The organism is Paraglaciecola sp. (genome assembly GCF_039964565.1).
GTDB lineage: Bacteria > Pseudomonadota > Gammaproteobacteria > Enterobacterales > Alteromonadaceae > Paraglaciecola.
Genome location: NZ_JBDVXF010000030.1, coordinates 283,765 through 305,098 on the forward strand (window position 1 = coordinate 283,765; position 21,334 = coordinate 305,098).

17 protein-coding genes and 1 other RNA gene are annotated in these 21,334 nt (G+C 40.5%); 4 read left to right on the top strand and 14 right to left on the bottom strand.

What is annotated here, in order from left to right:
* Position 1: 1 nt before the first annotated feature.
* Positions 2 to 523 (bottom strand): MarR family transcriptional regulator, encoded by a 522-nt coding sequence (locus ABJK37_RS14405; protein ID WP_348355181.1) that lies wholly within the window; start codon positions 521 to 523, stop codon positions 2 to 4.
* A gap of 793 nt (positions 524 to 1,316) precedes the next feature.
* On the opposite strand from ABJK37_RS14405, the gene ABJK37_RS14410 reads away from it, so the two are divergent.
* Complete coding sequence (locus ABJK37_RS14410) at positions 1,317 to 3,551, top strand: TonB-dependent receptor (protein ID WP_348355185.1); 2,235 nt, start codon at positions 1,317 to 1,319, stop codon at positions 3,549 to 3,551.
* Between the two features lie 130 nt (positions 3,552 to 3,681).
* Here the strand turns inward: ABJK37_RS14410 and ABJK37_RS14415 are convergent, their stop codons facing one another.
* Complete coding sequence (locus ABJK37_RS14415) at positions 3,682 to 4,311, bottom strand: OmpA family protein (RefSeq protein WP_348355188.1); 630 nt, start codon at positions 4,309 to 4,311, stop codon at positions 3,682 to 3,684.
* Between the two features lie 372 nt (positions 4,312 to 4,683).
* Between ABJK37_RS14415 and ABJK37_RS14420 the strand changes: the two genes are divergently transcribed.
* Positions 4,684 to 6,132 (top strand): hypothetical protein, encoded by a 1,449-nt coding sequence (locus ABJK37_RS14420; RefSeq protein ID WP_348355191.1) that lies wholly within the window; start codon positions 4,684 to 4,686, stop codon positions 6,130 to 6,132.
* 57 nt (positions 6,133 to 6,189) lie between these two features.
* Here the strand turns inward: ABJK37_RS14420 and ABJK37_RS14425 are convergent, their stop codons facing one another.
* Positions 6,190 to 7,776 (bottom strand): cytochrome c peroxidase, encoded by a 1,587-nt coding sequence (locus ABJK37_RS14425; RefSeq protein WP_348355194.1) that lies wholly within the window; start codon positions 7,774 to 7,776, stop codon positions 6,190 to 6,192.
* Between the two features lie 213 nt (positions 7,777 to 7,989).
* Between ABJK37_RS14425 and ABJK37_RS14430 the strand changes: the two genes are divergently transcribed.
* Both ABJK37_RS14430 and ABJK37_RS14435 read left to right on the top strand, forming a co-directional pair.
* Positions 7,990 to 8,937, top strand: a complete 948-nt coding sequence (locus ABJK37_RS14430; protein WP_348355197.1) for a CvpA family protein — start codon at positions 7,990 to 7,992, stop codon at positions 8,935 to 8,937.
* A 293-nt stretch (positions 8,938 to 9,230) separates the two neighbouring features.
* The gene (locus ABJK37_RS14435) at positions 9,231 to 10,043 is read left to right on the top strand and encodes an SDR family NAD(P)-dependent oxidoreductase (RefSeq protein WP_348355200.1); all 813 of its coding nucleotides are present in this window, start codon (positions 9,231 to 9,233) and stop codon (positions 10,041 to 10,043) included.
* A gap of 186 nt (positions 10,044 to 10,229) precedes the next feature.
* Here ABJK37_RS14435 and rnpB read toward each other — a convergent pair.
* From rnpB to ABJK37_RS14490, 11 genes are all read right to left on the bottom strand, one after another.
* Positions 10,230 to 10,598: RNase P RNA component class A (gene rnpB, locus ABJK37_RS14440), an RNA gene on the bottom strand.
* 79 nt (positions 10,599 to 10,677) lie between these two features.
* Complete coding sequence (locus ABJK37_RS14445) at positions 10,678 to 11,511, bottom strand: hypothetical protein (RefSeq protein WP_348355203.1); 834 nt, start codon at positions 11,509 to 11,511, stop codon at positions 10,678 to 10,680.
* Between the two features lie 236 nt (positions 11,512 to 11,747).
* Positions 11,748 to 12,788 carry an AgmX/PglI C-terminal domain-containing protein gene (locus ABJK37_RS14450; RefSeq protein WP_348355206.1) on the bottom strand — a complete coding sequence of 347 codons (1,041 nt, stop codon included), beginning with the start codon at positions 12,786 to 12,788 and terminating at the stop codon, positions 11,748 to 11,750.
* Entirely contained in the window at positions 12,785 to 13,351 is a 567-nt protein-coding gene (locus ABJK37_RS14455; protein WP_348355209.1) for a biopolymer transporter ExbD, read from the bottom strand. Before ABJK37_RS14455 ends, ABJK37_RS14450 begins: the two co-directional genes overlap by 4 nt.
* Complete coding sequence (locus ABJK37_RS14460; RefSeq protein WP_348355212.1) at positions 13,348 to 13,911, bottom strand: biopolymer transporter ExbD; 564 nt, start codon at positions 13,909 to 13,911, stop codon at positions 13,348 to 13,350. The genes ABJK37_RS14455 and ABJK37_RS14460 overlap by 4 nt, the downstream gene beginning before the upstream one ends.
* A gap of 44 nt (positions 13,912 to 13,955) precedes the next feature.
* Positions 13,956 to 14,627 (bottom strand): MotA/TolQ/ExbB proton channel family protein, encoded by a 672-nt coding sequence (locus ABJK37_RS14465; RefSeq protein ID WP_348355215.1) that lies wholly within the window; start codon positions 14,625 to 14,627, stop codon positions 13,956 to 13,958.
* A gap of 58 nt (positions 14,628 to 14,685) precedes the next feature.
* Positions 14,686 to 14,985, bottom strand: a complete 300-nt coding sequence (locus tag ABJK37_RS14470; RefSeq protein WP_348355218.1) for a hypothetical protein — start codon at positions 14,983 to 14,985, stop codon at positions 14,686 to 14,688.
* Positions 14,982 to 15,713, bottom strand: coding sequence for a tetratricopeptide repeat protein (locus ABJK37_RS14475; RefSeq protein WP_348355221.1), 732 nt, complete (start codon positions 15,711 to 15,713; stop codon positions 14,982 to 14,984). Before ABJK37_RS14475 ends, ABJK37_RS14470 begins: the two co-directional genes overlap by 4 nt.
* Positions 15,700 to 18,702, bottom strand: coding sequence for a tetratricopeptide repeat protein (locus tag ABJK37_RS14480; RefSeq protein ID WP_348355224.1), 3,003 nt, complete (start codon positions 18,700 to 18,702; stop codon positions 15,700 to 15,702). The genes ABJK37_RS14475 and ABJK37_RS14480 overlap by 14 nt, the downstream gene beginning before the upstream one ends.
* A complete protein-coding gene (locus ABJK37_RS14485; protein ID WP_348355227.1) occupies positions 18,699 to 20,732 on the bottom strand; it encodes a tetratricopeptide repeat protein in 2,034 nt (677 codons plus the stop codon). Before ABJK37_RS14485 ends, ABJK37_RS14480 begins: the two co-directional genes overlap by 4 nt.
* Positions 20,733 to 20,766: 34 nt before the next feature.
* Positions 20,767 to 21,333, bottom strand: coding sequence for a hypothetical protein (locus ABJK37_RS14490; protein ID WP_348355230.1), 567 nt, complete (start codon positions 21,331 to 21,333; stop codon positions 20,767 to 20,769).
* Position 21,334: the final 1 nt, after the last annotated feature.

Genomic DNA, 21,334 nt, shown 5'->3' on the forward strand with positions numbered 1-21,334 from the left:
ATTAGGATTCCCATTCATCGTGTTCAATTCGTTGTTCGGCAAAAAACGCATCAATTTTATCCAGAGCTAAATACAGTCCATCTCGTTCTTTATCTGTCAGACAAGACTCTATTTCTTCGGCAAAACGTTTACGCTCAGGTGACAAGGCATCGTGTGTATCGGCACCTTTTTGAGTTAAAACTATGAGTTGAGTTCGACGATCACGTTTTGAACGTCTCACATCAATCAACTCAACTTTCTTTAAATGTTTTACGGCACGGGAAATAGTCGTGGAATCTAGGCCAATTTCATTAGCCAATTCTTTATTAGTTTTTGCTCCAGTGGCGGCGAGAAGGGCTAAAATTCGCCAGTCTCGCATGCTGACCGAAATATCTTGAACAGAAACTTTACCGCGAAACGCAAGATCTCGAGTAAGTTTAAAAACGCGATAGGGTAAATATTCAGCCAAATTAAGAGGTTTTCTAACGATCAGATCTTTAGGTGGTTTTCTATGTGGTGATATTAATTTTACGAGATTCGACATAACAGTATCCTCCAAATAATAACGAGACACTGAAAAGAATTTCATTTTTTGTAAATATGAACTAACCATAGATAGGCACTATGCCTTCCAACACATCTAGCTTCATATCATTTCAATGTTACGCTAATAAACAAGGCAAAAGCATACAATTAAATGCATTTGCATTCAATTACAAACTATTGCAATATATTTAACACAATGTAAAGAAAACATTAAACAGCATAACAAAAGCGAGTTTAACAAGTCATAATAAATACAGAGATGCTAACTTTATGCGTGAACAGCCGTTAGATACATTCTACTTTTCGATAGATGCGATTTGCCAAAATACCCAGAGTATTGGCGTTGGTATTCGCGAACACTTTTTTAGCACTATTTCCTCAAACATTCAGAAATTGGAGCAGAGCAATTATAGGTGCTGTAGTCATACTGCTTATGTAGCCAATCATGGCTGCATGGTTTGATGATGGGTCAAACTGCTGCAATAAACTCATATAGCCGAGTTGTTTTTTCGCTGGTTCATTTCACGGTTTTTTTGACTTTATTACCAATATCAGTTTTACCACTTCCTTTTATTCTTATACATCCAACTTCAAATATAAATGAATGTTCAGTCATGGCATTCCACAAGCCATCAGGCCAACCCCTAAATTATGATGGGAGTTGTCTGAGTTAAGAATATTACTGGGTAATGATAGTAGACCTGCATTTTACTGAAAATAATCACACGGATTTACACATTGACCTATTCGTAAAACCAGCCACTTAAAGTAAGGCATAAAGGAGACATCTAATGCATAAAAGTAAACTTAATCCAATTCTTATTTCGATATTGATGAGCCCAGTTTTTGCATTTAGCAGCACTGCACAAGTTGCATCGCAAACCCCAGCTGAGGAAACAGAGTCAAAAGGTCTAGAAAAGATACTTGTTACCGCACAAAAACGTACTCAAAATATTAACGAAGTGCCGATATCTATTTCTACTATGAACAGTGACGCCATTTCGCAAACGGGTGTTAGACAGCTTAAAGACGTTGCCGAGTTTATACCAAACCTAACCATCAGTGATGGTACCGACTTTTCCTCAGAAGTCAGAATACGTGGAGTGGGTGCGAACAGCCGTAACATTGGATTTGATACTCGAGTAGGGGTATATCTTGATGGGGTATATTTAGGCCAGTCTCCGGCACTAAACCAAGAATTATTAGATTTAGAACGAATTGAAGTATTACGTGGGCCGCAAGGTACTTTATTTGGCAAAAATACCGTGGCTGGAGCCATTAACCTAATATCTAAAGAACCCACAGATACCTTAGAAGGACATGTTGGCGCTGAATTCGGTAATTTAAATGCCAAACAATTAACGGCTTCTCTTAACATACCTTTAAGTGACCAACTAGCCGCCAAATTTTCTTTTAATAAACAAACTCGCGATGGTTTTGTCACCAACCTTGCTACCGGAAATGACAACATCAACGAACAAGATGCCACTTCATATCGGGCTCAAGTTCGATATGACATGAGTGAAAACTTTCAAGCCAACCTATCAATGGATGGCATGAAAAGTGACCGAACATCCTATACAGGGGAGCCGATTACCAACACGTTCGGCACAGAGCTCACCACAGAATCCCCTGTTTTATTTGAAATAAGTTCAACCTCTGATCCTGTGGAAGAACGAGACATTAATGGTATCGCCCTTACATTAGATTGGTCTTTAGATAATGGCCATGACGTGCGTTCAATTACGGCTTTTAGAGACAGCGAAATTTCATATAATAATGATAGTGATTACTCCGCATTGGATTTGTTATATATCGGTTATAACGATGCCTATGAACAAACTAGCCAAGAATTCCAGTATATTTCACCAGCTAATTCAAAACTTGAATATGTAGCTGGCTTATATCTATATAGCCAGGACTCTGAAACATCTAGAACGGTATTTGCGTCTCCAATTTCAGCGCAACTATTTGGCACAGACCCAAGCAATCCCACCACAAACCACGGAGATGTAGAGACCACAACAGTTGCGTTATTTGTTAGTGGTGATTACGAACTCACTGAACAATTAAAATTGGGATTTGGGGTACGCTTATCAACAGAAGACAAGAAGGTCGATTGGGAAACAATTGGCACTGGATCTGGTGCTTTTGGTATTGCAACAGGCAGTGTAAATGATAAAAGAACGGATAATCATATAGCCCCAACTGTTAGTTTAAATTACGCGCTAAATGACGACCTAAATACTTATATTAAATACGGCAATGGCTATAAAAGTGGTGGATACAATCTTGACTTCATTGACACTTCTACACTTGAAGGCGGTATTGGTTACGATAAAGAAACAGTAGATAATTTCGAAGTCGGTGTAAAAGGTTCGGCCTTAGATAAAAATTTATCTTTTTCGTTTGCAGCCTTCCACGCCAAATACAGCGATTACCAAGTTAACCAATTTATTGATTTGGGAGAAGGCCAAACATCAATCAGCATTCGCAATGCTGCGGAAGTAGAAACTAATGGATTGGAAGCTGAGGTGACCTATTTACTGACCGATGAATTAACCCTGAATTTCTCAGCTGGTTTACTCGACACAGAGTTTGTTAGTTTTCCGGGTGGTGGCGCTGGTGGTAGTGACGCATCAGGCAATGAACTTCCCAGAGCGCCTGAAGCATCATTTAACTTAGGTTTGCAGTATTACTACCCCATAGATGCATTTGGAGCTGACCTTTTAGCTCGACTGGATTATTCCTATTCTGATTCCTATTACACAGATGTGAACAATATTAATATTCAATTATTAGCATCTGGAGACAGTGTTCGATTTGGTTCTGTGCCGTCAAATTCTCTACTCAATGCACGACTGGGTTTAATTTCACATAATGATGATTGGACAGTTTCACTTTGGGCCAGAAACTTAACTGACGAAGTTTATCTAACCAATAACAACCGAGACTTTTTTGGAACCTTAGTTAACTACTATGGAACCCCAAGAACCTTTGGGATAGAACTTGAATATAAATTCTAAAGCTAGACTACCACTACCTTAATGGGAATATTTAGCAAATATTTATCGACGTTGCTAAAAGTGGTTGTAGGAAAATTAATGTGAATAAATAAAAAAGTGGCTGATACACAGCCACTTTTTTTAGGTTCAATTAAGCTTGTATAGGAATAATACGTAACTCAACACGCCTATTTTCTTGACGACCTTGGGCAGTATCATTGCTCGCAATTGGTTGACTCTCCCCCATGCCAAGGGTTTGCAAACGATTGGCATCAACATTAGTACCTTGCAAATAATTTGCAACACTATTGGCTCGTTGCATTGAAAGTTGCGAATTGTAATTTATGTTTCCCACAGAATCGGTGTGGCCTTCAATACTTAACTTGGTTTTATCGTAACGGTTGAGGACTTTCGCTACATCCTCTAGTACCGGATAAAACCCAGTCACCAGAGTGGCACTGTCGTTAGCAAAAGTAATATTACCAGGAATAGATAAGCGTATACTGTCTCCTTCCCGATACACTTCAACACCACTATTTGCTAGTTCTTCGCGAAACTCACTCTCTTGTTTATCCATGTAGTTACCAATTGCGCCACCTGCTAATGCTCCTAAAGCAGCCCCCCAAACATAACGACTCTTGTCGTTATCACCAGTCCCTTTTCCAGCCAGCGCCCCAAGCACCGCGCCTATTCCAGCACCTTTTTGCGCGTTGTTAGTATTAGACGCACATCCAGTAATAATAACGCTTGATAATGCCACTGCGATTATTGTGTTTTTCATGTTTACTCCTCAATAACATTCATTAACTCATCTTCTATTAAGCACAAAACATTCCATTAGCAGAAATAAAGTTGAAACTTGATTTCTCTTTATAATCAGTTACTTGAACACATTGAAGCAAAGTGGTTTTGAGTGATTTAAATTGAGATAGTATCGATAGGACATTATTTACAATCGCTTTGTAAATTTTACTTAACGTCTTTTCCTTCCACTAAAGTATAAGTCTCATCGTTACACCAAAAGGGTATAATTTGCTTACAAATTGCGTTATGTCTAAACCAATCCTATATTACTAATACGTACATTTTGAGGAGCTACTTCAGATGAAGTAGATAGGGCTAACCCCAGCATTATTTTACGGATATCGAATTTATGCCTTCAACTTTGAGTGATTCGCAGTACACCACTTCAGTTCAAACACTGGTTAAGCAAATACAAAATAATTCAGAAAAAAAAGACTCACTGTACGAGCTTGCCTCCCTTTATTTCACATCATCTGATGCCAATGCTAGAGTGTTGCGCGGTTGCCAAGACAATCTACAAAGTACACAGGAGTACGTTAAAACAGCCCCCGATTCTAAGCGTGCAGCAGCCCATAACCAAGTTAAGAAACTTCAAAAAGAACTGAATGACGAAAAGCAAAAACAACTTAATAAACGTCAACATTGCTACAAGTGTATTGCTAGTATTTGCGTCAATGTTCTGAAACTATCGGAAGGGAATAGTCAACAACAAACCAACACCAAAAGTGCTAAATTATTAGCCACCCTATTTATGTTGTCGAGCACTGAAGGTAAAAACAGAAAGCAGATGCACCAGTTGTACAAACCGCTCTATAAGGCAGTATTAGCGTTGCGTTTGTTAGACAAAATGCTGTTAGAAAAAAAACTATCTAATAGTTATATTGTTGCTAGATATAAACCCGAGACTCGTTTTTCCTCTGTTCCTAATAAATACACGCAATTTCAGTTAGATGTCGCAGTGCCTGTAATTATCGCAGCCATAACCCAAGACATAGGTATGCAGCATGTTGAAATACAGCGATTATTAAAAGGCGCGGATGGTTCGATTGACGAATTTAGAGTGTTAGACAAAGAGACTCGCATACCTTTGCTTATCATGAATCACGAGCAAACTCAGGATTTCATCTCTAATGGTATCGGTATATCAGTTTATGAGGGACAAGATCCCGATAAAAAGTTACGCTTTGAAAAAAAGCAGAATAATCGCTTAAAGTTTGTTTTAGGTTTGCTGTCGGATGCGGTCAAACCGTCTAAAAACAGTATTGGAAATATAATCAAAATCCCACAGATTTATTCCTCGTTCGTTTTATCTACTAAGCCAGACTACGATTTTCAAGACCTACCAAAAGTAATAACTGTTTTGAATAACTCCGCTAAACACGGTGCTATCTGCGCCAACGCCAACTTGTGTTTTGTTAATTTAGTAGGAGATTTTCCCTTGGGGTTTGGCGTTATGTATGTGCAAAGTCAGCAGGCAAGTGATCAAGTACCTGTCTATTCGTTCGCAATAGTGACTCGCTTAAATCCGCAACGACATGATACTCCTACGTGTCGAAAAATTGCAGATAAGAGTATGAGCGGCACAGAGCCAAAAAACTTCAGATTGCTACCAGAAAACAATTTGTTTTATGCCGAGGTACAAACAAAATTAGAAAGCGTGCCCAAAGAAATCCTTGAAAAAACCCATAAAGTCCACGTAAATGAAATTAACGATCCAAAATTACCAAGTTATGCCCAAGGCTTTTGGAATCCCTATCGTTATTTTAGCATCAACAAGCACCAAAACCTTTGGACTTAGTCACGAATTCCTCTAAAGGGCATTAAGTCATTAATAATCAACTACACTGATTATGAACTACAAATAATTACCATCACTATCAATAGCATCAAGACGCATAGAATCAGGATTACTATCAGTTGCATCAGGGATCCACTTGCTCAAACATTCTCTGTCTTCAACACATGGATCCGTGAGCGCTTCAAGAAAAGCCACTAACTCTGAAATTTCAGTATCAGATAAACTAAAGTGCTCAATACTACTGATACCTTGCGCTCTATTGACCTCCAGTTTGTCAATCGCATTCTGGGTATTCACCAACATATCGTAGACTTGAACTTCGGCAGGCAATTGAGAAAAGTCGTAATTGTCCAATTCGCCTTGCGGGTCTAAATGAGTACGAATCGCTTGTTCTAATGTTGCAGATGCTCCAGCATGTCCCCATGGACCTGTTGCTGTAACATTAATTAACGAAGGAGTTCTAAATGCGTATTTATCTTTTTCATCCCCTGATTCCCTATATCGGCCAAAGTCCTCAGTACCATGTTCACCATCACCTTTACCACGACCAACCTGCGCCATACCGATTACGTGAAATTCTTCGTCAGTAAAAAAGTCACCTGTATGGCAAGCACTGCAATTTGCACCGCCATCCTCATAATTACCAAAAAACAATTTAGCGCCACGTTTCGCGACATCGCTAATCGCCGAATCATCACCTTGCACATAGGCTTTCCATGGCGTTTCCACAAACACCTGTGAACTTTCGTATTCGCCAATGGCTTTTGCAATATTGTCGAATGTGATGAGTTCCTCTGCACTACCATCAGGATCAGCAAACCCTTCTCTAAATTCTGCTAACCAGTTGTTGACCGCTAACTTACCACCTAGAGGATCACCATAATCCCCCAGTCGCTGTTCTAAATTTTCTCTAACTTGATGATTATCCGTACCTCCAAAATTACTGAAATTTTTCATTTCTTCATTTGATGTAACTGGAAATCTAGCTTGAGCAACCACCAAATCATCACCTGCGTAATCATCGTTTTCGGCAAAAGGAACATCAGGGGTACGAATACCTAGGCCATCTTCCCCTCCCATTTTTGGGGTTTTCCCTAAACTTTCGACACGACCATCATGAAACAAATAATCGTCCCACAATGCTACGTTAAAGGTTGTCGGCGAATTTCGAGGGACCGTTGGCCCACCATCAAAGTGATCGCCATCAACTCTATGCAGACGACCAGGGCCTAATAAATCAACAACTTCTGCATCAACCCCAATTGGCAAAGCCAAGTCATCACCACCACCTAACATCGGATGATGACAGGTGACACAAGCGGAATCAAAATCCCCTCCCAAACTCTTAGTAAAAAACAATTTCATTCCCAACTGAGCCATAGGCTCTTCTACATCAGGTATTGCTCTATCAGCACTAGGGTCACCTGTAAGCTCGTTTTCAACAATAATGGTTCTAAGATCTGAATCTAAAATTGAATTAGTTTGATCAGTAGGAGGGGTGATTACGGCGTCATTTGAATCATCTCCGCTACATGCAACTAAGGTTATTGTTAAAGCTCCCAAAAACATGTTTTTTATCATTGAACTGTGTTTGAAAAAGAAAGACGGATTGAATTGGATTAGCTGTGGGTGGTTAAGATCCATGTAGTATTTTTACCTAGAGAAATGTTTATTACTATTTTGAGAATAAAATATTCAACAACAATTTAAAGAGGTGAAATAAAATACTATTTAATGAAGATTAATCAAGCACTTTGATTAATCTAATTTGTATTAGGCGCTTTAGTATTGGGAGATCTGCCAGTATAGTGTTGAAAAACTGCCAGTACTCGACTCTCACCCTAAAAGGAAAAAAACATGATCGGCATTGCGATATTCTCAATAGTGTTACTTTATTTCATATACCGCGGTTACCGACTTGGTTTAGGTTTAGTACTGACTCGTTTTGCGAGTCTAATAGGAGCCTATTTTATCGCCATCAAATTTGCAGCAAAAGGTGCAACTTTTGTAAGTGAAAAAACGCCACTTGAAGGGCTTGCTGCTTATTTTATCGCTGGCTTAGCAATATTTATAGTCAGCGCCATTGTTATTTCTATCGTTTTACGAATTCTACTACATATTTTAGGTAAGGCGACTGACGAAGACTCCAAAATGGCTATACCAGGCGCGATAACTAATGGTGTAGTCGGGGTATTTGTGGGATTGGGCTTGGTCTGGATTGCAAACATGGCAAGTACGGCGATAACCCAAGGCGAATTACCAGAAGACAATTTCGTTAATAATTGGTCACAAAAACTAATGGGCGGCACTATCGATACAGTGTTGACCCAACAATTTCCCGAGGCACCACAATTAGTTGGGGTCGCATCTTATGCCTTGAAAAATCCCGCTAGTAGTATTAAAGATGGTATCGACCTTTCGAATGACCCTGATGTGCAGAGACTGATTAACAGTAGTAAAATTAAACGTATGGTAAACAACAAGGATGTACTCGGGTTAATGGTTGCTCCAGAAATCAACGCGGTACTAGATAAAAAAGCAGTTCAGCGCATTTTAGATGGAACCAATGTGTTAGGTGATGTTGATGTAACCGATAAGACCGCCGTGAAAATGCGAGTCACTCAAGAAGTTATGACGACACTTGCACGTGTTGAACTAGTCAAACAAAACCCTCGTTTTAAACAGCTTTCTAACGACGCTGAACTGTCGCGTATGTTAAACAAAGGTGATGTCTTTGGCTTGTTAGCTAGCCCTAAAGTTAAAGAGATGGCACAAATTGTCATGGACTCAGGGGTGATAAAATAACTCTGCGGGAAGTTACTAGCCTTTAGGTATCTAAGGGCTGCTTATTCGTAATTTTAAGATTCTTTTTCGCCCCAGCAGTGATCATTACAGGTTGGTATTGATTATCTTCAAAACCGGAATTCTGATTCCATTTAAAGAGCATTTATTCCTCATTTCGTAACAGCTATGCTGAATGTACTCGAGCAAACGCTAGTTTATAAACAACGATTTAAATACGCAGCGGGGACATAGAAGCAGCGTATACAAAGTTGCTAAAAGCCTGCTTCCCAATCTCAATAAATAGGACTAAGAAGATGAAAAAAACGATTTTACTGACAGGAGCCACTGATGGAATTGGTTTTGAAGCGGCTAAAAAATTAATATCACAAGGCCACACCCTGTTGTTACACGGTCGCAGCCGAGAAAAATTAGAGCAAGTCAAACACAGTCTTGCGCAATTGAATAGTCAGGCCACTATCGAAACCTATATTGCAGATTTTTCTATATTGTCTGATGTCCAGTCCTTAGCTGACGCAATTAAGAAGCAACATACAAAAATTGACGTGTTAATTAATAATGCTGGTGTGTTTAAAATACCTCATCCAGTAACTGATACAGGTCTTGATGTTAGGTTTGTGGTCAATACGTTAGCGCCATTCGTGTTAACCCAACAACTACTCCCACTTTTCAATGCAACAGGGCGAGTTATCAATTTATCTTCTGCTGCACAAGCGCCCGTTAGTTTAGATGCCTTAAGGGGCTTACAGGTGTTGTCAGATAATGCCGCCTATGCCCAAAGTAAATTAGCGATCACTATGTGGACTATACATCTAGCAGCCACTCTTGGACCCGACGCCCCCTCATTTATTGCCATCAATCCTGCATCATTTCTAGGTAGCAAAATGGTCAAAGAAGCCTATGGCTCTGACGGGAAAGACTTAGGAATTGGGGCAGATATATTGGCCCGAGCAGCACTTAGCAATGAATTCGAGGGTAAAACCGGTAAGTATTTTGATAACGATATAGGTAATTGGGCTGCACCACACCCCGATGCACTTAGCGAAAACAAAAACCGTGAGCTAGTTAATGTTATGCAACAAATATTAAGCAAGCATACTAGCGACTAACAGCAGTTAGATTCGTTATGAAGCGGCCTGAACACCAATAGAACAACTTTTAGCTCGTCGCTAGGTTGATACGACAATATAGATATGAAAAATTGGCTACAGCAAGCATAAGAATTCCTTATATCACTGTAGCAATTTTTGTAGCACCTTCTCCGTAAGATTAGAGAAAGTGCTTTACAAACAATTAGTTGGAGTTGGCCGATAAGCCGGGTTCTGTCTTGGACAATCATTCATCTAGGCCAGCAATCACTCGCTGGCTCCAGCAACACACCCGATCTCAACGTGGGCCACGCCATATGAGATCCTATTTGGTCTTGCTCCGGGTGGAGTTTACCTTGCCGTATACTGTTGCCAGCAACGCGGTGCGCTCTTACCGCACCCTTTCACCCTTACCGAATTGCTACGAATAACAAATTGGCGGTCTTCTCTCTGCTGCACTTGTCGTCGACTCACGCCGCCCAGGCGTTACCTGGCACCCTGCCCTATGGAGCCCGGACTTTCCTCCCTTTAGAAATTCACGAATGAAAACTAAACGGCGATTGTCTGGCCAACTCCGCCGCGGATTTTACGCAGGTTGTAGGTTAGATACAATCACAATTCTGAAACATTTATCGCTATTGAGGAACTGCTGGTATCAGTGAACCTGATGCCATAAACGTGTATCAGCCAAAGGCGCTGAGCGTGGTAAAAACGGGTTTGAAAGCGTATGAATGACCCTAGACCCCATTTCCCCTCTCGATAACGCTTCTTTATGTGCGGGATAGCTATAAAAAAGTTGATCAAAACTACCGTCTTCAATGGCTTGTTCCAAACCGTACTCCAAGCGTTGGGCTAAGGCCTTATTGTTTTTCTGAACAAAAAAATACATGGCTGCGGGGTAATAAAGCAAATGGTTTTTTTCAACTACTAGATTTTCGAACTGAAGTTTTTTCAATTCAGCCCACGGCTCTAAAATAGACCGAGGAAAATAATCATAGTGCCCTTTACTTAGGCTAGTATAAAAACTATTGGACCAAGTTGAAGTTTCTACTTGGAAACCGTTTGCTCGCAATATCTCGGTATCCGCCCAGTCAGTGCCTTGTATTGCGACCATATCTTTGATTTTTTCAATACCCTGTATGCGGGTGAGTGCCTGTTGTTTATTATCTTGGATCACCATCACGCGATAACCAATAAGCCCCTTTAATATTGGGATCATAATCGGCAATAATTCTTGCTCCCTTTGTTTTGATGTGACTGTCCACATTACATCAAGGTCTCCGTTATTCAGGCTCATTAGTTTTCGCTGATACACCATAGAGGCGTCCAAATGTTGCAAACTAGCAGGGCCAAATTTATGTTCGGCTTTGTCTATGGCGAGTTGAAGTAGAGCAACATAGTAGGTTTTTTGTTGGTCACGATATTGTTTGGAACTGACATGTTTAATAATTTCTATGGACGCGTTGCTGGTAGTGACGAATAGTAACATCGTCAGCACAACGCTAAGCTTAGTACACAATGTCTTTATTATGAAAAGCACAAATGACAACTCATTAATGGCGTAAGTATTAATTTCACAGTGGTTCCTGAAAAAGTAAATAACTTGTAAATTACAATATATTACGACAATGGCATTTGCACAAGGCGCTCAATTTAGCTTAACTATCTGGAATTTAATTCGGATATCGGCAAATTTAAGCCTTAGTCATATCTTTACGAATCCCCCTAGAAGGGCAAAAAATTAAATGAATAGTCGAGTAAGGTTTGTGTCACGGTTTGTTCGCCAAAGTTAATTAAGCGTATTCTATTCATTAGTTTTTTCTCGACATCTAGCGAATCTAATTCACTGAAAACCATCTCCACTTTAGAAACTGATCCATCTGGCTCTATTTGCAATTTAACCGTTAACTTGCCTTGCAAACTTGGATCTGAACGTAAAGCTTTACGATAGATTGCATAAATAGCCCCCTTATTTGCATCCAACACTTTACGAATGGACTGTGTTTCTCGACTACCTAACACGCTATCCTCAGTCACGGTTTGTTTTGCAGCTAATGAAGCAAGACCTTCGTTGGGAGCCACATATTCAGTGTTTTTGCGACCGGCTAATTCTCCCCGTGAACCTATGTCAGTGGTTAATTTACTGGTGTCGACACCACCGCTGCCACTTGCCACCTTTTTACCAATAAATTTGCGTTGAGTTTGATTACTGGCTCCTGCCCCTTTTATGGTGTCGGTATCAGCTAAGTTATTTAAACTGGCATTGTCGCGCATGCTTGCAAGGTCATCTTGAAACGCTAACAAGCCAGATTGTTTGGCTTTGATTTTAGCCTGCTCAGTGATTTCCGCTTCTGTCGGCACTTTGACTTTCACTGGTTTAGGCGCCGCTTGTTTGGGTGGTTTTGGCGCTTCTGGTTTAGGCGGCACCACTTTTACTTTTTCGACTATTGATTTTTCCGGCAAAGGTTTGGTGATTTCTGGTTTGGGTTTGGGTTTGGGTTTGGGTTTAGGAATAGGTTTAGGTGGTTCGACATTTCTAGGCGTCATTAAACGTGTCAATTGTGCGGGGACTTCTTCTTTTTCAACTCGAGGACGTTCCGGTAATTCTTGCCATTTCACTATCGCCGCAAAGGCCAAGGTAATGCACAACACGACAGAGGTGATGTGTTTAAATCGTAAGTTTTCTGTTTCACTGGAAGACCAAGGTAATACAGTTATAAATTCATTAGGAGCCGGAGTACCACTACGAGCAGAGGCTATATTCATAGCTGTTGCCCTTGTAAACTAGCGTTATCAATCGCTGCTTTGTCGCCTGGTTTCTCAATAGTTTCCTGACCTTCCACCGCTAAAGAGATGTTGCTAAAACCAGCTTGTGCGCAGGTTTGCATAATGCGTTTTAACAACACATAAGGAATATTCTTGTCACCCATAATGGTAATAGCGCGTTCCATATTCTCGCTATCGGCAGTTTTTTCACCGGTGCTAGCAGTGCGATTAACCTGATAGGCTAGTTCGGTAGCCAGAGTGGGGATTACATCTTCACTTTGATTTAGAATCTGTTTTACATCGGCTAATTTTTGTCCTTGAAGAATTAGATCGCTACTGTTAACCATTAAAATCAGGGTTTCTTTAGCTGCTTGTTTAGCTGTTGATTCAGGTAATTCAACACTTTTACTATTGTGTAAAACCTGAACGTCGGATGCGTTAACCATCAAAAAAAACACCAAGATAGTGAAGATATCCATTAATGACACTAAGCTGAGCTTTGAATCTTTTGCCATGCGTTTATGGTGGCGAGCCATACGTAAAGACCTAGCTGATTGTTTCATTTTAAGCCTCCAGCAGCGTCAGTCGAATCAGCGTCGTTATCTACAATTGGCGCATCACCTAGTGAAATTTCAGGGAAAAGCTCTGCATCCACTACCGATGCAATTAACACATCTTGATAAGAACGCGTGGTATCCATAAGTGCAACTATGACTTGATATGGAGTATTTTCTTCTAACAATAACGTGGCCGCTTTTTTATCTATGTTTTTATTGATCAAAGTCTGTTTTATTTGCCTAAGTACTAACTGCAAAGCAGCATAATCATAACCATTTTCGGTAACCGCTAACTCTTTGACTAAATAGCCTTGAGGATAATAAACAGCAATACTCTTGGCCCTTATAATCAGCTCTAAGCGTTGCTCTTTTTCTGGAATTTCCGATTGACTTGCTTCACTGAGTTGTGGCAACGCCAGCTCTAAAACGGTAATCCGCGAAAACACCATCATCATTAACAGCACCGGCACCAGCACTATCATCAAATTCATAAAAGAGGTGATGTCTAACTCAGCTTCTTTTTTAATTTTTCGACTACTTCGACCGAATTTTGCTCTAGTCGCCATATCTTATTCCTACGTCTAAACCTAGAATCATCTGTTACTTTGATTTACTCATTACTGTCTGTAGAGCGGGAATGACTGCTTAATTCTTGGCGTGCGATGAGTGCGTTCAAGCATTTCACACCAGCCATTTCCATACTGTCTATTATTTCAGTGGTTTTAGTTTGTAGAACAGAATGAAACGCCAATAATGGGATCGCTGCAATCAATCCAAAGGCGGTAGTATTCATTGCCACTGAAATACTTTGGGACAACAAACTGGCTTTTTCAGAGGGGTCAGCGGTAGCCACAGCAGAAAATGCAGCTATCAAACCAATAATAGTGCCTAGCAATCCTAACAAAGTAGAGATATTGGCTAAGGTGGCTAAATAAGCGGTACGCTTTTCTAGTCTCGGCGTAGTTTCCATTAATCCTTCTTCCATGGCGTACTCAATGTCCTCGCGCCTTTGACTGTGGCTTAAACGCGCCATTCCCGCCCCGATGATCCGACTAATGGGTGAGGTATCAGTACTCGCAAAACTTAACACGCCTGTGTAGTCATGTTTATTCAGTAACGGCTCCATTTGTTTAAAGGCTTTTTTATTCACCCTTTTCGAAAAACTCAAAAACAAGTAACGCTCAATAGCGATAGCCAACCCAATCGCTAAAACGATTGCTATTGGGAACATGAACGCTCCTCCCTCTTGAAAAAACCGAACCACTACTTCAAATAAATTCATCACTGACTCCTACTATAAGTGCTATTCACTATATCTTTTCGCCCCCAACCTAAAGGTATTAACCTTTAGGTTGGGGTATGCTTTTATTGTTTAAAATTTGAATTTGTCGCTTTAGTTCATCCCGCTGTAGCGGCACAAACTTTTTATTGATGCGTTCAATAATTTGACTAGGTAAAGCCTCTTTGGGTTTCGGAGAATGCCAAGGCACTATGGTTAAAACTTTTGGCTGCTCTTGGTTACCGCGAATAGTCTCTTGCAGCTTAATCACTTCAGGTTCTTGTGCATCAGCACTTTGAACCCTAAAACCTATTAGTAATGCTAAATACATGACAGTTACAGCACCTTTAACTAGTTTCATAAGGCCTCTCCAGATTGTTCACTTTGGTCGGCGCGTTTAATCTGCCGTTGTAAATCAATTATCCAACCTTGCAATTGCCGTGATTCGTCTTTAGTTAACGCCTGATATACTTCAAAATCAGCCAAGGCTAAAGTTTTTTCTCCTAGATAGAGGTCGTACAATATGCCTCGATTAAAATAGGCGGCACTATAAGCAGGCCAACTTTTAAGCGCCAACTCATAGTGCTTTAGGGCCTCCTTAAACTGACCTTGTTGCCGCAATACTAGGGCTAATTCATTGTGAGCTTGATAGTTGAGAGGGTTAGCAGTTGTCGCTTTGTTTAAGTAGTTCGACATTGCGCTAAGGTTACCCTCGACGTTATCTTTATTAAGTTCTCGGCTTATTAATGCCAGTTGCAACCATATGCCCGAATAATTTGGATGTTGTTCTGATAAGGCAATAAGTTGATGTTGCGCTTGGATAAAGTGACCTTGCTGTTTTAGTGCTACAGCGCCTTGAAATTGCTTCAAAACCCGAGCATCAATGTTATCGATTATTGACTGCTCTTTATATATATTGGGGCGTTGTTGCAAATCCTTAACCTTAAGTTGCAGGGCCGATAGCGATTTGGGTTCAGCTTGAGTAGTTTCGAGTATTGACTCAGTTTTGGTTTCCGGAGCCAAACTACTGCAACCGCTCAATACAATCAGATTCAACAACACAAGTAGCGCAGCACTAATAAATTTCATCACTCACCTCTCCGCGTCTTTCTTGTTTGTTATAGCGCCCAGGGAGCAATTTTTGCAAAGCAATAAAACTCTTTTGGACCCAAACATCGTAGCTACCTTGCCAACTACGTTTGATATTGGTTTCGTGAATATTGATGGCCTTTTCTTCAAATGGATAAGCCTGTTCCTCAAGCAATAACTCATATTGTTCCAGCTCCAAGGCGTTAAGATTTTTAGGTTTACTGGAAGCCATTAGGTCTTTGGCGAGTTGATGGTAAATATCAGCAATACTAAAATTAGCTGAGGTACTGAACTCCTCAACTTTGTATCCCAAGGTTTTGTTGTAAGCCTCAAGGGCAGCATTTAAAGCCGTTTTTTTCTTAGCTAAACTGGCTTTCAAAGGCTGAGTCAGTTTTATTTTTTTGAAGGCATACAACTTGTCGTCTGCAAAAACACTTGATGCCATTGCCGCTAAATAACGAGTACGAGTATCTCTTTCAATATCCGCAGATTGTTGCGCTTGAATATCAGCTTGTATTAACTTTTTGAGCCAAAAACGACGTTTACTGTATTCATTACTTTCAAGGTAAAACTCACTCATTATGAATCGGGCTTGATTCGCTTCCGCGAAAGGTTGTGCATAACTATGAGCGTACGTTCGATACGCATCCAAAGCTTGTTGTCTATTGCCTATTTTGTGCCAATACTGCGCTGCCACATACAGGGCTTGCCTACCTTCTTCAGTTTGAGGTTTAGCTTTGTGTAACAGCAGCAATTCGTCTGCAGCCAGTTGCCAGTTTTCATTTTGCTGATACGCCAATATCAGTTGTGACTGAATATTTTTGGTTAAATCGTTGTTAGGAAAACGTCGTCTAAAGTCGACAAATAAATCTATGGCTTGTTGCCACTGTTGCATTTGTAATAAATAACTAGCAGCATCGTATTGTGCGTTTGCGCGAATGTTAGCTTCAGGTGTTTTGGCTAACACTCGTAAAAAATCATTCACCGCTAACGGTAAATAGTTATTTTTTACATTCTGCTCGCCTTGCTTGTAAATACTCGCGGCGAGCCGCTCTCTTATGTCTGATAGGCGAGGATCGTTATTTGGCATCAATTGTATGATTTTTTCGTAACTGCTTTCCCCCAACACATATTGGTGTAGAGCAAATTGACTGTGTGCTATCACTAAATAACTGGCTAAACTTTTCTCAGAATCAATCTTAGGTTGCCGTTCCAACCATTTTTCAGCCGCATGTATCGCTAAATGGTATCGCTCTAGAGCAAAGAGCTGTTGCATGCTGTTATATAGAATATCCCTTGCTCTGGGATCGTCAGCAAAAGTATTCACAAATTTTTCTTGAGCAATAAGCTGCTTTTCTAACCAAGATTGGTTGCCTTGTGTTTGTAATTGTATTTTCTGATAAGCCAAAATAGCAGCATAAGCCGCTTCTGCCGCTTTAGGATGAGCATCACTTTGATGAGTGCTTGGCTTTAAATGCTGGTAAGCATAGTCTTCAAATGCTTTGATTGATTCGCCATAATGCTGCGCTTCAAATAAAACCTCTCCTAACCTGTAGGTTACTTCTGGGGTTTGCGGATCTTTGGGGAACGTCAATATAAACTCTTGATACCATTGTGAAGCCCGCATTAAAGCTTGAGTGGACGGTGCTTGTAACTCTTGTGGTTTAGAGACACCCTTTTTATTTGGATTAACTGATTGTTTTTGCCCCTGACTGGCTAACGTTTGTCCAAGGCTATGCTCATATTGCGCCAACTCTTGGAGGTATTCGTTTAGAAAAGGTGCTACTTGTTCTTGCAAAACGATGGGCCAATTAGGCCAGTATTGTCCAGAAATTCCATAGCGAGTTACAAATTGTTGTTTAGCAGGCAACACTAAGCTTGGGAATTCTCCTAAGATATAAGAGTCAATTTGTTTCACCGCAAAAATGGGTGCCTGAAAATGCTCCCCATGAACTTCAGTAAAGGCTTTAAAGGTTTTAGCGCTGTCGTGGTATCTGTCTTGATTCAAATAATGCTGCGCCAATGCATCGTAGAGCACGTACTCATAGTGCCTGTTTTTTAGTCGCGTAAAATGCGCGGCAATACTGTCTGCTGGGGTCGAGTACTGGTTATCTTGATAAGAAAACAACAAACTCATAATACGGATCGTATCCTTGACCAAGCGTTTTTGTCCTACAGCTAAACTATCGATTTGTTTTTGGCTGTCTACCTGAGACAACATAGACTGTGCCACAATTTCGTTAGGCAACTGGTGATCAAGCAAAGTTGTAAAGGCTTTTAACGCGTCTGTTTGCTGTTCATTTTTGAAGAAACTCCACCCCAACATATAGGCTGCGGTAGCGTAATAAGGACTTTGCTCTCCTTGAATCAATACTTTACTGTATTCATTAATTGCCAATTCATAGTTAGCACGATTAAATGCCAACTCCCCGAGTCTAAAATGAATTTCTGCAAGATATTCATTGTCAGGAAATTGTTGAAGTAAATGCTGTAATGTATCCAAGCTAGCTAGCGTTTGCCCCTGCTGTTCATACGCCTTAGCAAGCTGATAAAGAACTTCTACATTGTCAGGATTGCGTGGATGTTGTTGCAACAATTTCTGATATTGTTCTATGGCAGCCGCAAACAATTTTTGAGGACTTTGTTTAGGTTGTTCACGTCCATCTGATGAGGGCGCTTCGAGCATTCCGTTTTCTTGTAGTTGTTCCGCTAGTAATACCTCTAAATCGGCCAATCTATATTGCACTATTTGTTTGGTTTGCGGGTCACCCACCATTTCAAGCAATACTTTGTAGGCATCACGCATAGATTTTGTTTCAGGTTGTTCTAAAGGTGTGTGGTCTAAGGGTAATGGCGCAAAATATAGGTCTGCAATTGTTTGATTGGCGGTGGGCTGCTGTTGTGGTGTACCTTTATCAGATAACATTCCGCAACCGCACAAAAACGACACTAGACCTAACAAACTCAAAGGATATAGTCCTAAGCTCATAATTGCTGCTCCTCAACAGAGGTCGCTTCATCTATATTAGTCGAGCTGTTGTTGTCTTTTTGTAAGGCCTGATCCCTCAATCTCACCATAGCCAATTGCGCTTGCAAAATATAATCAGCGACCTTTTGTTTATGTTCTTGTATAGCCTGAACAAAAGTATCTGACAATTGGCTAACCAGAGCATTTTGTAACTGTGTACTTTTAGTGATTTCAGCTTTGATACGCTGCGCCACGTCGCTGACTCTTTGTCTTTGTTGAGTAAACTCTGGTTGCAATGCGAGTTGTTGTAATAGTTGCTGTTGACGTATTTGGGCTTTAGCAATTTCATCATCGAGCTGATTCAAGGCTTTTTGGGCTTGCCATAGATTAGCTGCATGCGCTTCACTAGTTTGCCAAATGATTCTACCTGCTACACGTTTGACCCGTTTATGATAACTGTCATCCAAAGGTTCCTGCCCTAGTTGTTGCTTTAGCTGAGCAATTTTTTCTATAGTTTTTTGAGCTCGTCCCACTCTGTATGACCATTGTTGGCTTTGCTGATTCATTAAAATGTGGGCATTTTTCTGTTCCTTTGCCGATGCCACTTGCTGTGCTAGCGCTTCACGCTGAGTTTGTAATTCAGTCAATTGTTCCAATGTACGGTTTTGTAACGTTTGTTGAGCTCGTTTAGTCCGCTCTGCTTGCCTTTCGTTAAGCATCAAGTGATATTGCTGCATACGGTGTTGCCAATCGTACAATTGTTTTTGTATGCCTTTGTTATCTTCAAGAGCCGATAGCCCGGCCCTAAACTCGCGACTAACCGCAACAGAGTTAAACAGTTCTACGGTGTTAAATTGTCTGCCTTTGTCTATGAGGGATTGGCTTACAACATCTGCATGTTTAGAATGAGTTTTTGCATCAGGTAATAAGCCTAAGATAAATGGCTGTTGCTGTACCTGTTGCTCGGCATGCTTAAGGTCGGTTAAAGCCTGTTCGAAGCGGTTGATTCCTAATTGCAATACTTGTAATGATTGCTGTGGAGCAAAGGCTTTTTCATAAGCATAGGCACTGGCTAAATAGGCTTCTAAGGTGTATTCATTATTCTGAGGTAACAGAATCAGTCGTTGCCACACAGCTAAGGCCGTTTGTAATTCATCCTTTTTAGCCGCCGCCCAGCCATATCCAAGTAACGCGGCCTGCGTGTCTAAACCCTGGGTGCGAATTTTTTCGAACACCCTAAAGGCTTCAAAAGGTTCGTTGTTTTGCAACAAAGTATAACCCAGTGTTAAGTTTGCTCGGTCGACAATAGCATCGCGCTCAGCAGCCAGATTGGCATCGTTATCATGATTAAATATGGGATCCGCCCAACCCATCCAACGACGAACAAAACTGTTGTTGTTATTCACCAGGGACGTCAAATGGCTAATGGCTTGTTGGATTTTACTCGTTTGCAAAAGTCCCAAGGCTTGATTGTACTGCACGTAATATCGATATATTGAATCCGCAGATAGTTGATCTAACCACTGTATATTAGTACTCGGTGTTTCTTGGCCTAATAAAAAATCATGGAGTTGCGATTGCATGTAGAGCCAATTATCACGTACAGAAACCTCAAAATGTGCAATCGCATCTTGTTGAGGTATATTTTGAAAGGCTTGAGCTGCTGCAGCAAATTGGTTTTTCTGATAATAAGTTTTACCCAACAATAACCACGCAAAAGCGGTAACTTCGGAGGCTGAATTATTTTGTAATAAACGCTGAAAAATGTCGGCGGCTTGGTTATCTAACCCATAAGCTAAACTCATTCCCCCTTTGAGAAGCTCTGGTTCTACTGGATTGGCACTCAAAAAATGAGGTATCTGGGTCAAACCACCGGGAAATTTTTGTTCCAAAATCGCCATTTGAGTTAAGGCGAGGCCAAAATTCCCCTGATAATATTCATACAAAACCTGTTGGTAGGCTTTTTGTAACTGTATAGGACTAGAAGGAGTAGCAGGATTGGCAGCGCGGTTTGATTCTCCACTAGCTTGATGACTAACTAGTGAAGCCACGCAACAAATTAAGACGCCAATCCAGTTCAGCATATTATAATTCAACCGCCTCAAAAATAGGTTGCTGTTTTACGCTCGAATCAATAATGCTTATTTCCAAAGATTTGGCTTCAGTAGTCTTAGAGAAAGTGAGACTAGTAGCACGCTTATATTCTCTATCTTGTGGCCCCTTGCCGATAAAAAATGCACTCAGTTGATGTTCGCCTTGAGCCAAATTATCGATATGTAATTTTTGCACGCCGCCTTTAAACAAGGCTTGAATTTGTTTTTCGGTATATAGGTGATAACTCACGACTTTATCGTCAATCCGCAATTCAACTGCATCTAAGTTAAAATAGGTGCCCACATCCATTGACAGATACACTACAACTTGGGTGCTCGACGGAAACAATAAGTCCTCTTCTAAAACAAACAAATCTCGATTTAAGGCAATCACTTCCTTTTTTAGTTGTTGCAATTGTTGGGCTATGACACTTTGTTCTGGCGTCTCAATTTGTTGCGCATTGAGCTGCAAACTGAAAACAAAAAGCAACATAACGAGTAGCAAAGACAAGCTATCAAAAAGTGTAATTTTTGCTAACTGTGGGAAATTAAGATTCATA

Excerpts from the sequence above, each read along its gene's own strand:
- ABJK37_RS14405 (WP_348355181.1), bottom strand. The coding sequence starts at position 523 with ATGTCGAATCTCGTAAAATTAATATCACCACATAGAAAACCACCTAAA.
- ABJK37_RS14410 (WP_348355185.1), top strand. The coding sequence starts at position 1,317 with ATGCATAAAAGTAAACTTAATCCAATTCTTATTTCGATATTGATGAGC.
- ABJK37_RS14415 (WP_348355188.1), bottom strand. The coding sequence starts at position 4,311 with ATGAAAAACACAATAATCGCAGTGGCATTATCAAGCGTTATTATTACT.
- ABJK37_RS14420 (WP_348355191.1), top strand. The coding sequence starts at position 4,684 with ATGCCTTCAACTTTGAGTGATTCGCAGTACACCACTTCAGTTCAAACA.
- ABJK37_RS14425 (WP_348355194.1), bottom strand. The coding sequence starts at position 7,776 with ATGGATCTTAACCACCCACAGCTAATCCAATTCAATCCGTCTTTCTTT.
- ABJK37_RS14430 (WP_348355197.1), top strand. The coding sequence starts at position 7,990 with ATGATCGGCATTGCGATATTCTCAATAGTGTTACTTTATTTCATATAC.
- ABJK37_RS14435 (WP_348355200.1), top strand. The coding sequence starts at position 9,231 with ATGAAAAAAACGATTTTACTGACAGGAGCCACTGATGGAATTGGTTTT.
- ABJK37_RS14445 (WP_348355203.1), bottom strand. The coding sequence starts at position 11,511 with ATGTTACTATTCGTCACTACCAGCAACGCGTCCATAGAAATTATTAAA.
- ABJK37_RS14450 (WP_348355206.1), bottom strand. The coding sequence starts at position 12,788 with ATGAATATAGCCTCTGCTCGTAGTGGTACTCCGGCTCCTAATGAATTT.
- ABJK37_RS14455 (WP_348355209.1), bottom strand. The coding sequence starts at position 13,351 with ATGAAACAATCAGCTAGGTCTTTACGTATGGCTCGCCACCATAAACGC.
- ABJK37_RS14460 (WP_348355212.1), bottom strand. The coding sequence starts at position 13,911 with ATGGCGACTAGAGCAAAATTCGGTCGAAGTAGTCGAAAAATTAAAAAA.
- ABJK37_RS14465 (WP_348355215.1), bottom strand. The coding sequence starts at position 14,627 with ATGAATTTATTTGAAGTAGTGGTTCGGTTTTTTCAAGAGGGAGGAGCG.
- ABJK37_RS14470 (WP_348355218.1), bottom strand. The coding sequence starts at position 14,985 with ATGAAACTAGTTAAAGGTGCTGTAACTGTCATGTATTTAGCATTACTA.
- ABJK37_RS14475 (WP_348355221.1), bottom strand. The coding sequence starts at position 15,713 with ATGAAATTTATTAGTGCTGCGCTACTTGTGTTGTTGAATCTGATTGTA.
- ABJK37_RS14480 (WP_348355224.1), bottom strand. The coding sequence starts at position 18,702 with ATGAGCTTAGGACTATATCCTTTGAGTTTGTTAGGTCTAGTGTCGTTT.
- ABJK37_RS14490 (WP_348355230.1), bottom strand. The coding sequence starts at position 21,333 with ATGAATCTTAATTTCCCACAGTTAGCAAAAATTACACTTTTTGATAGC.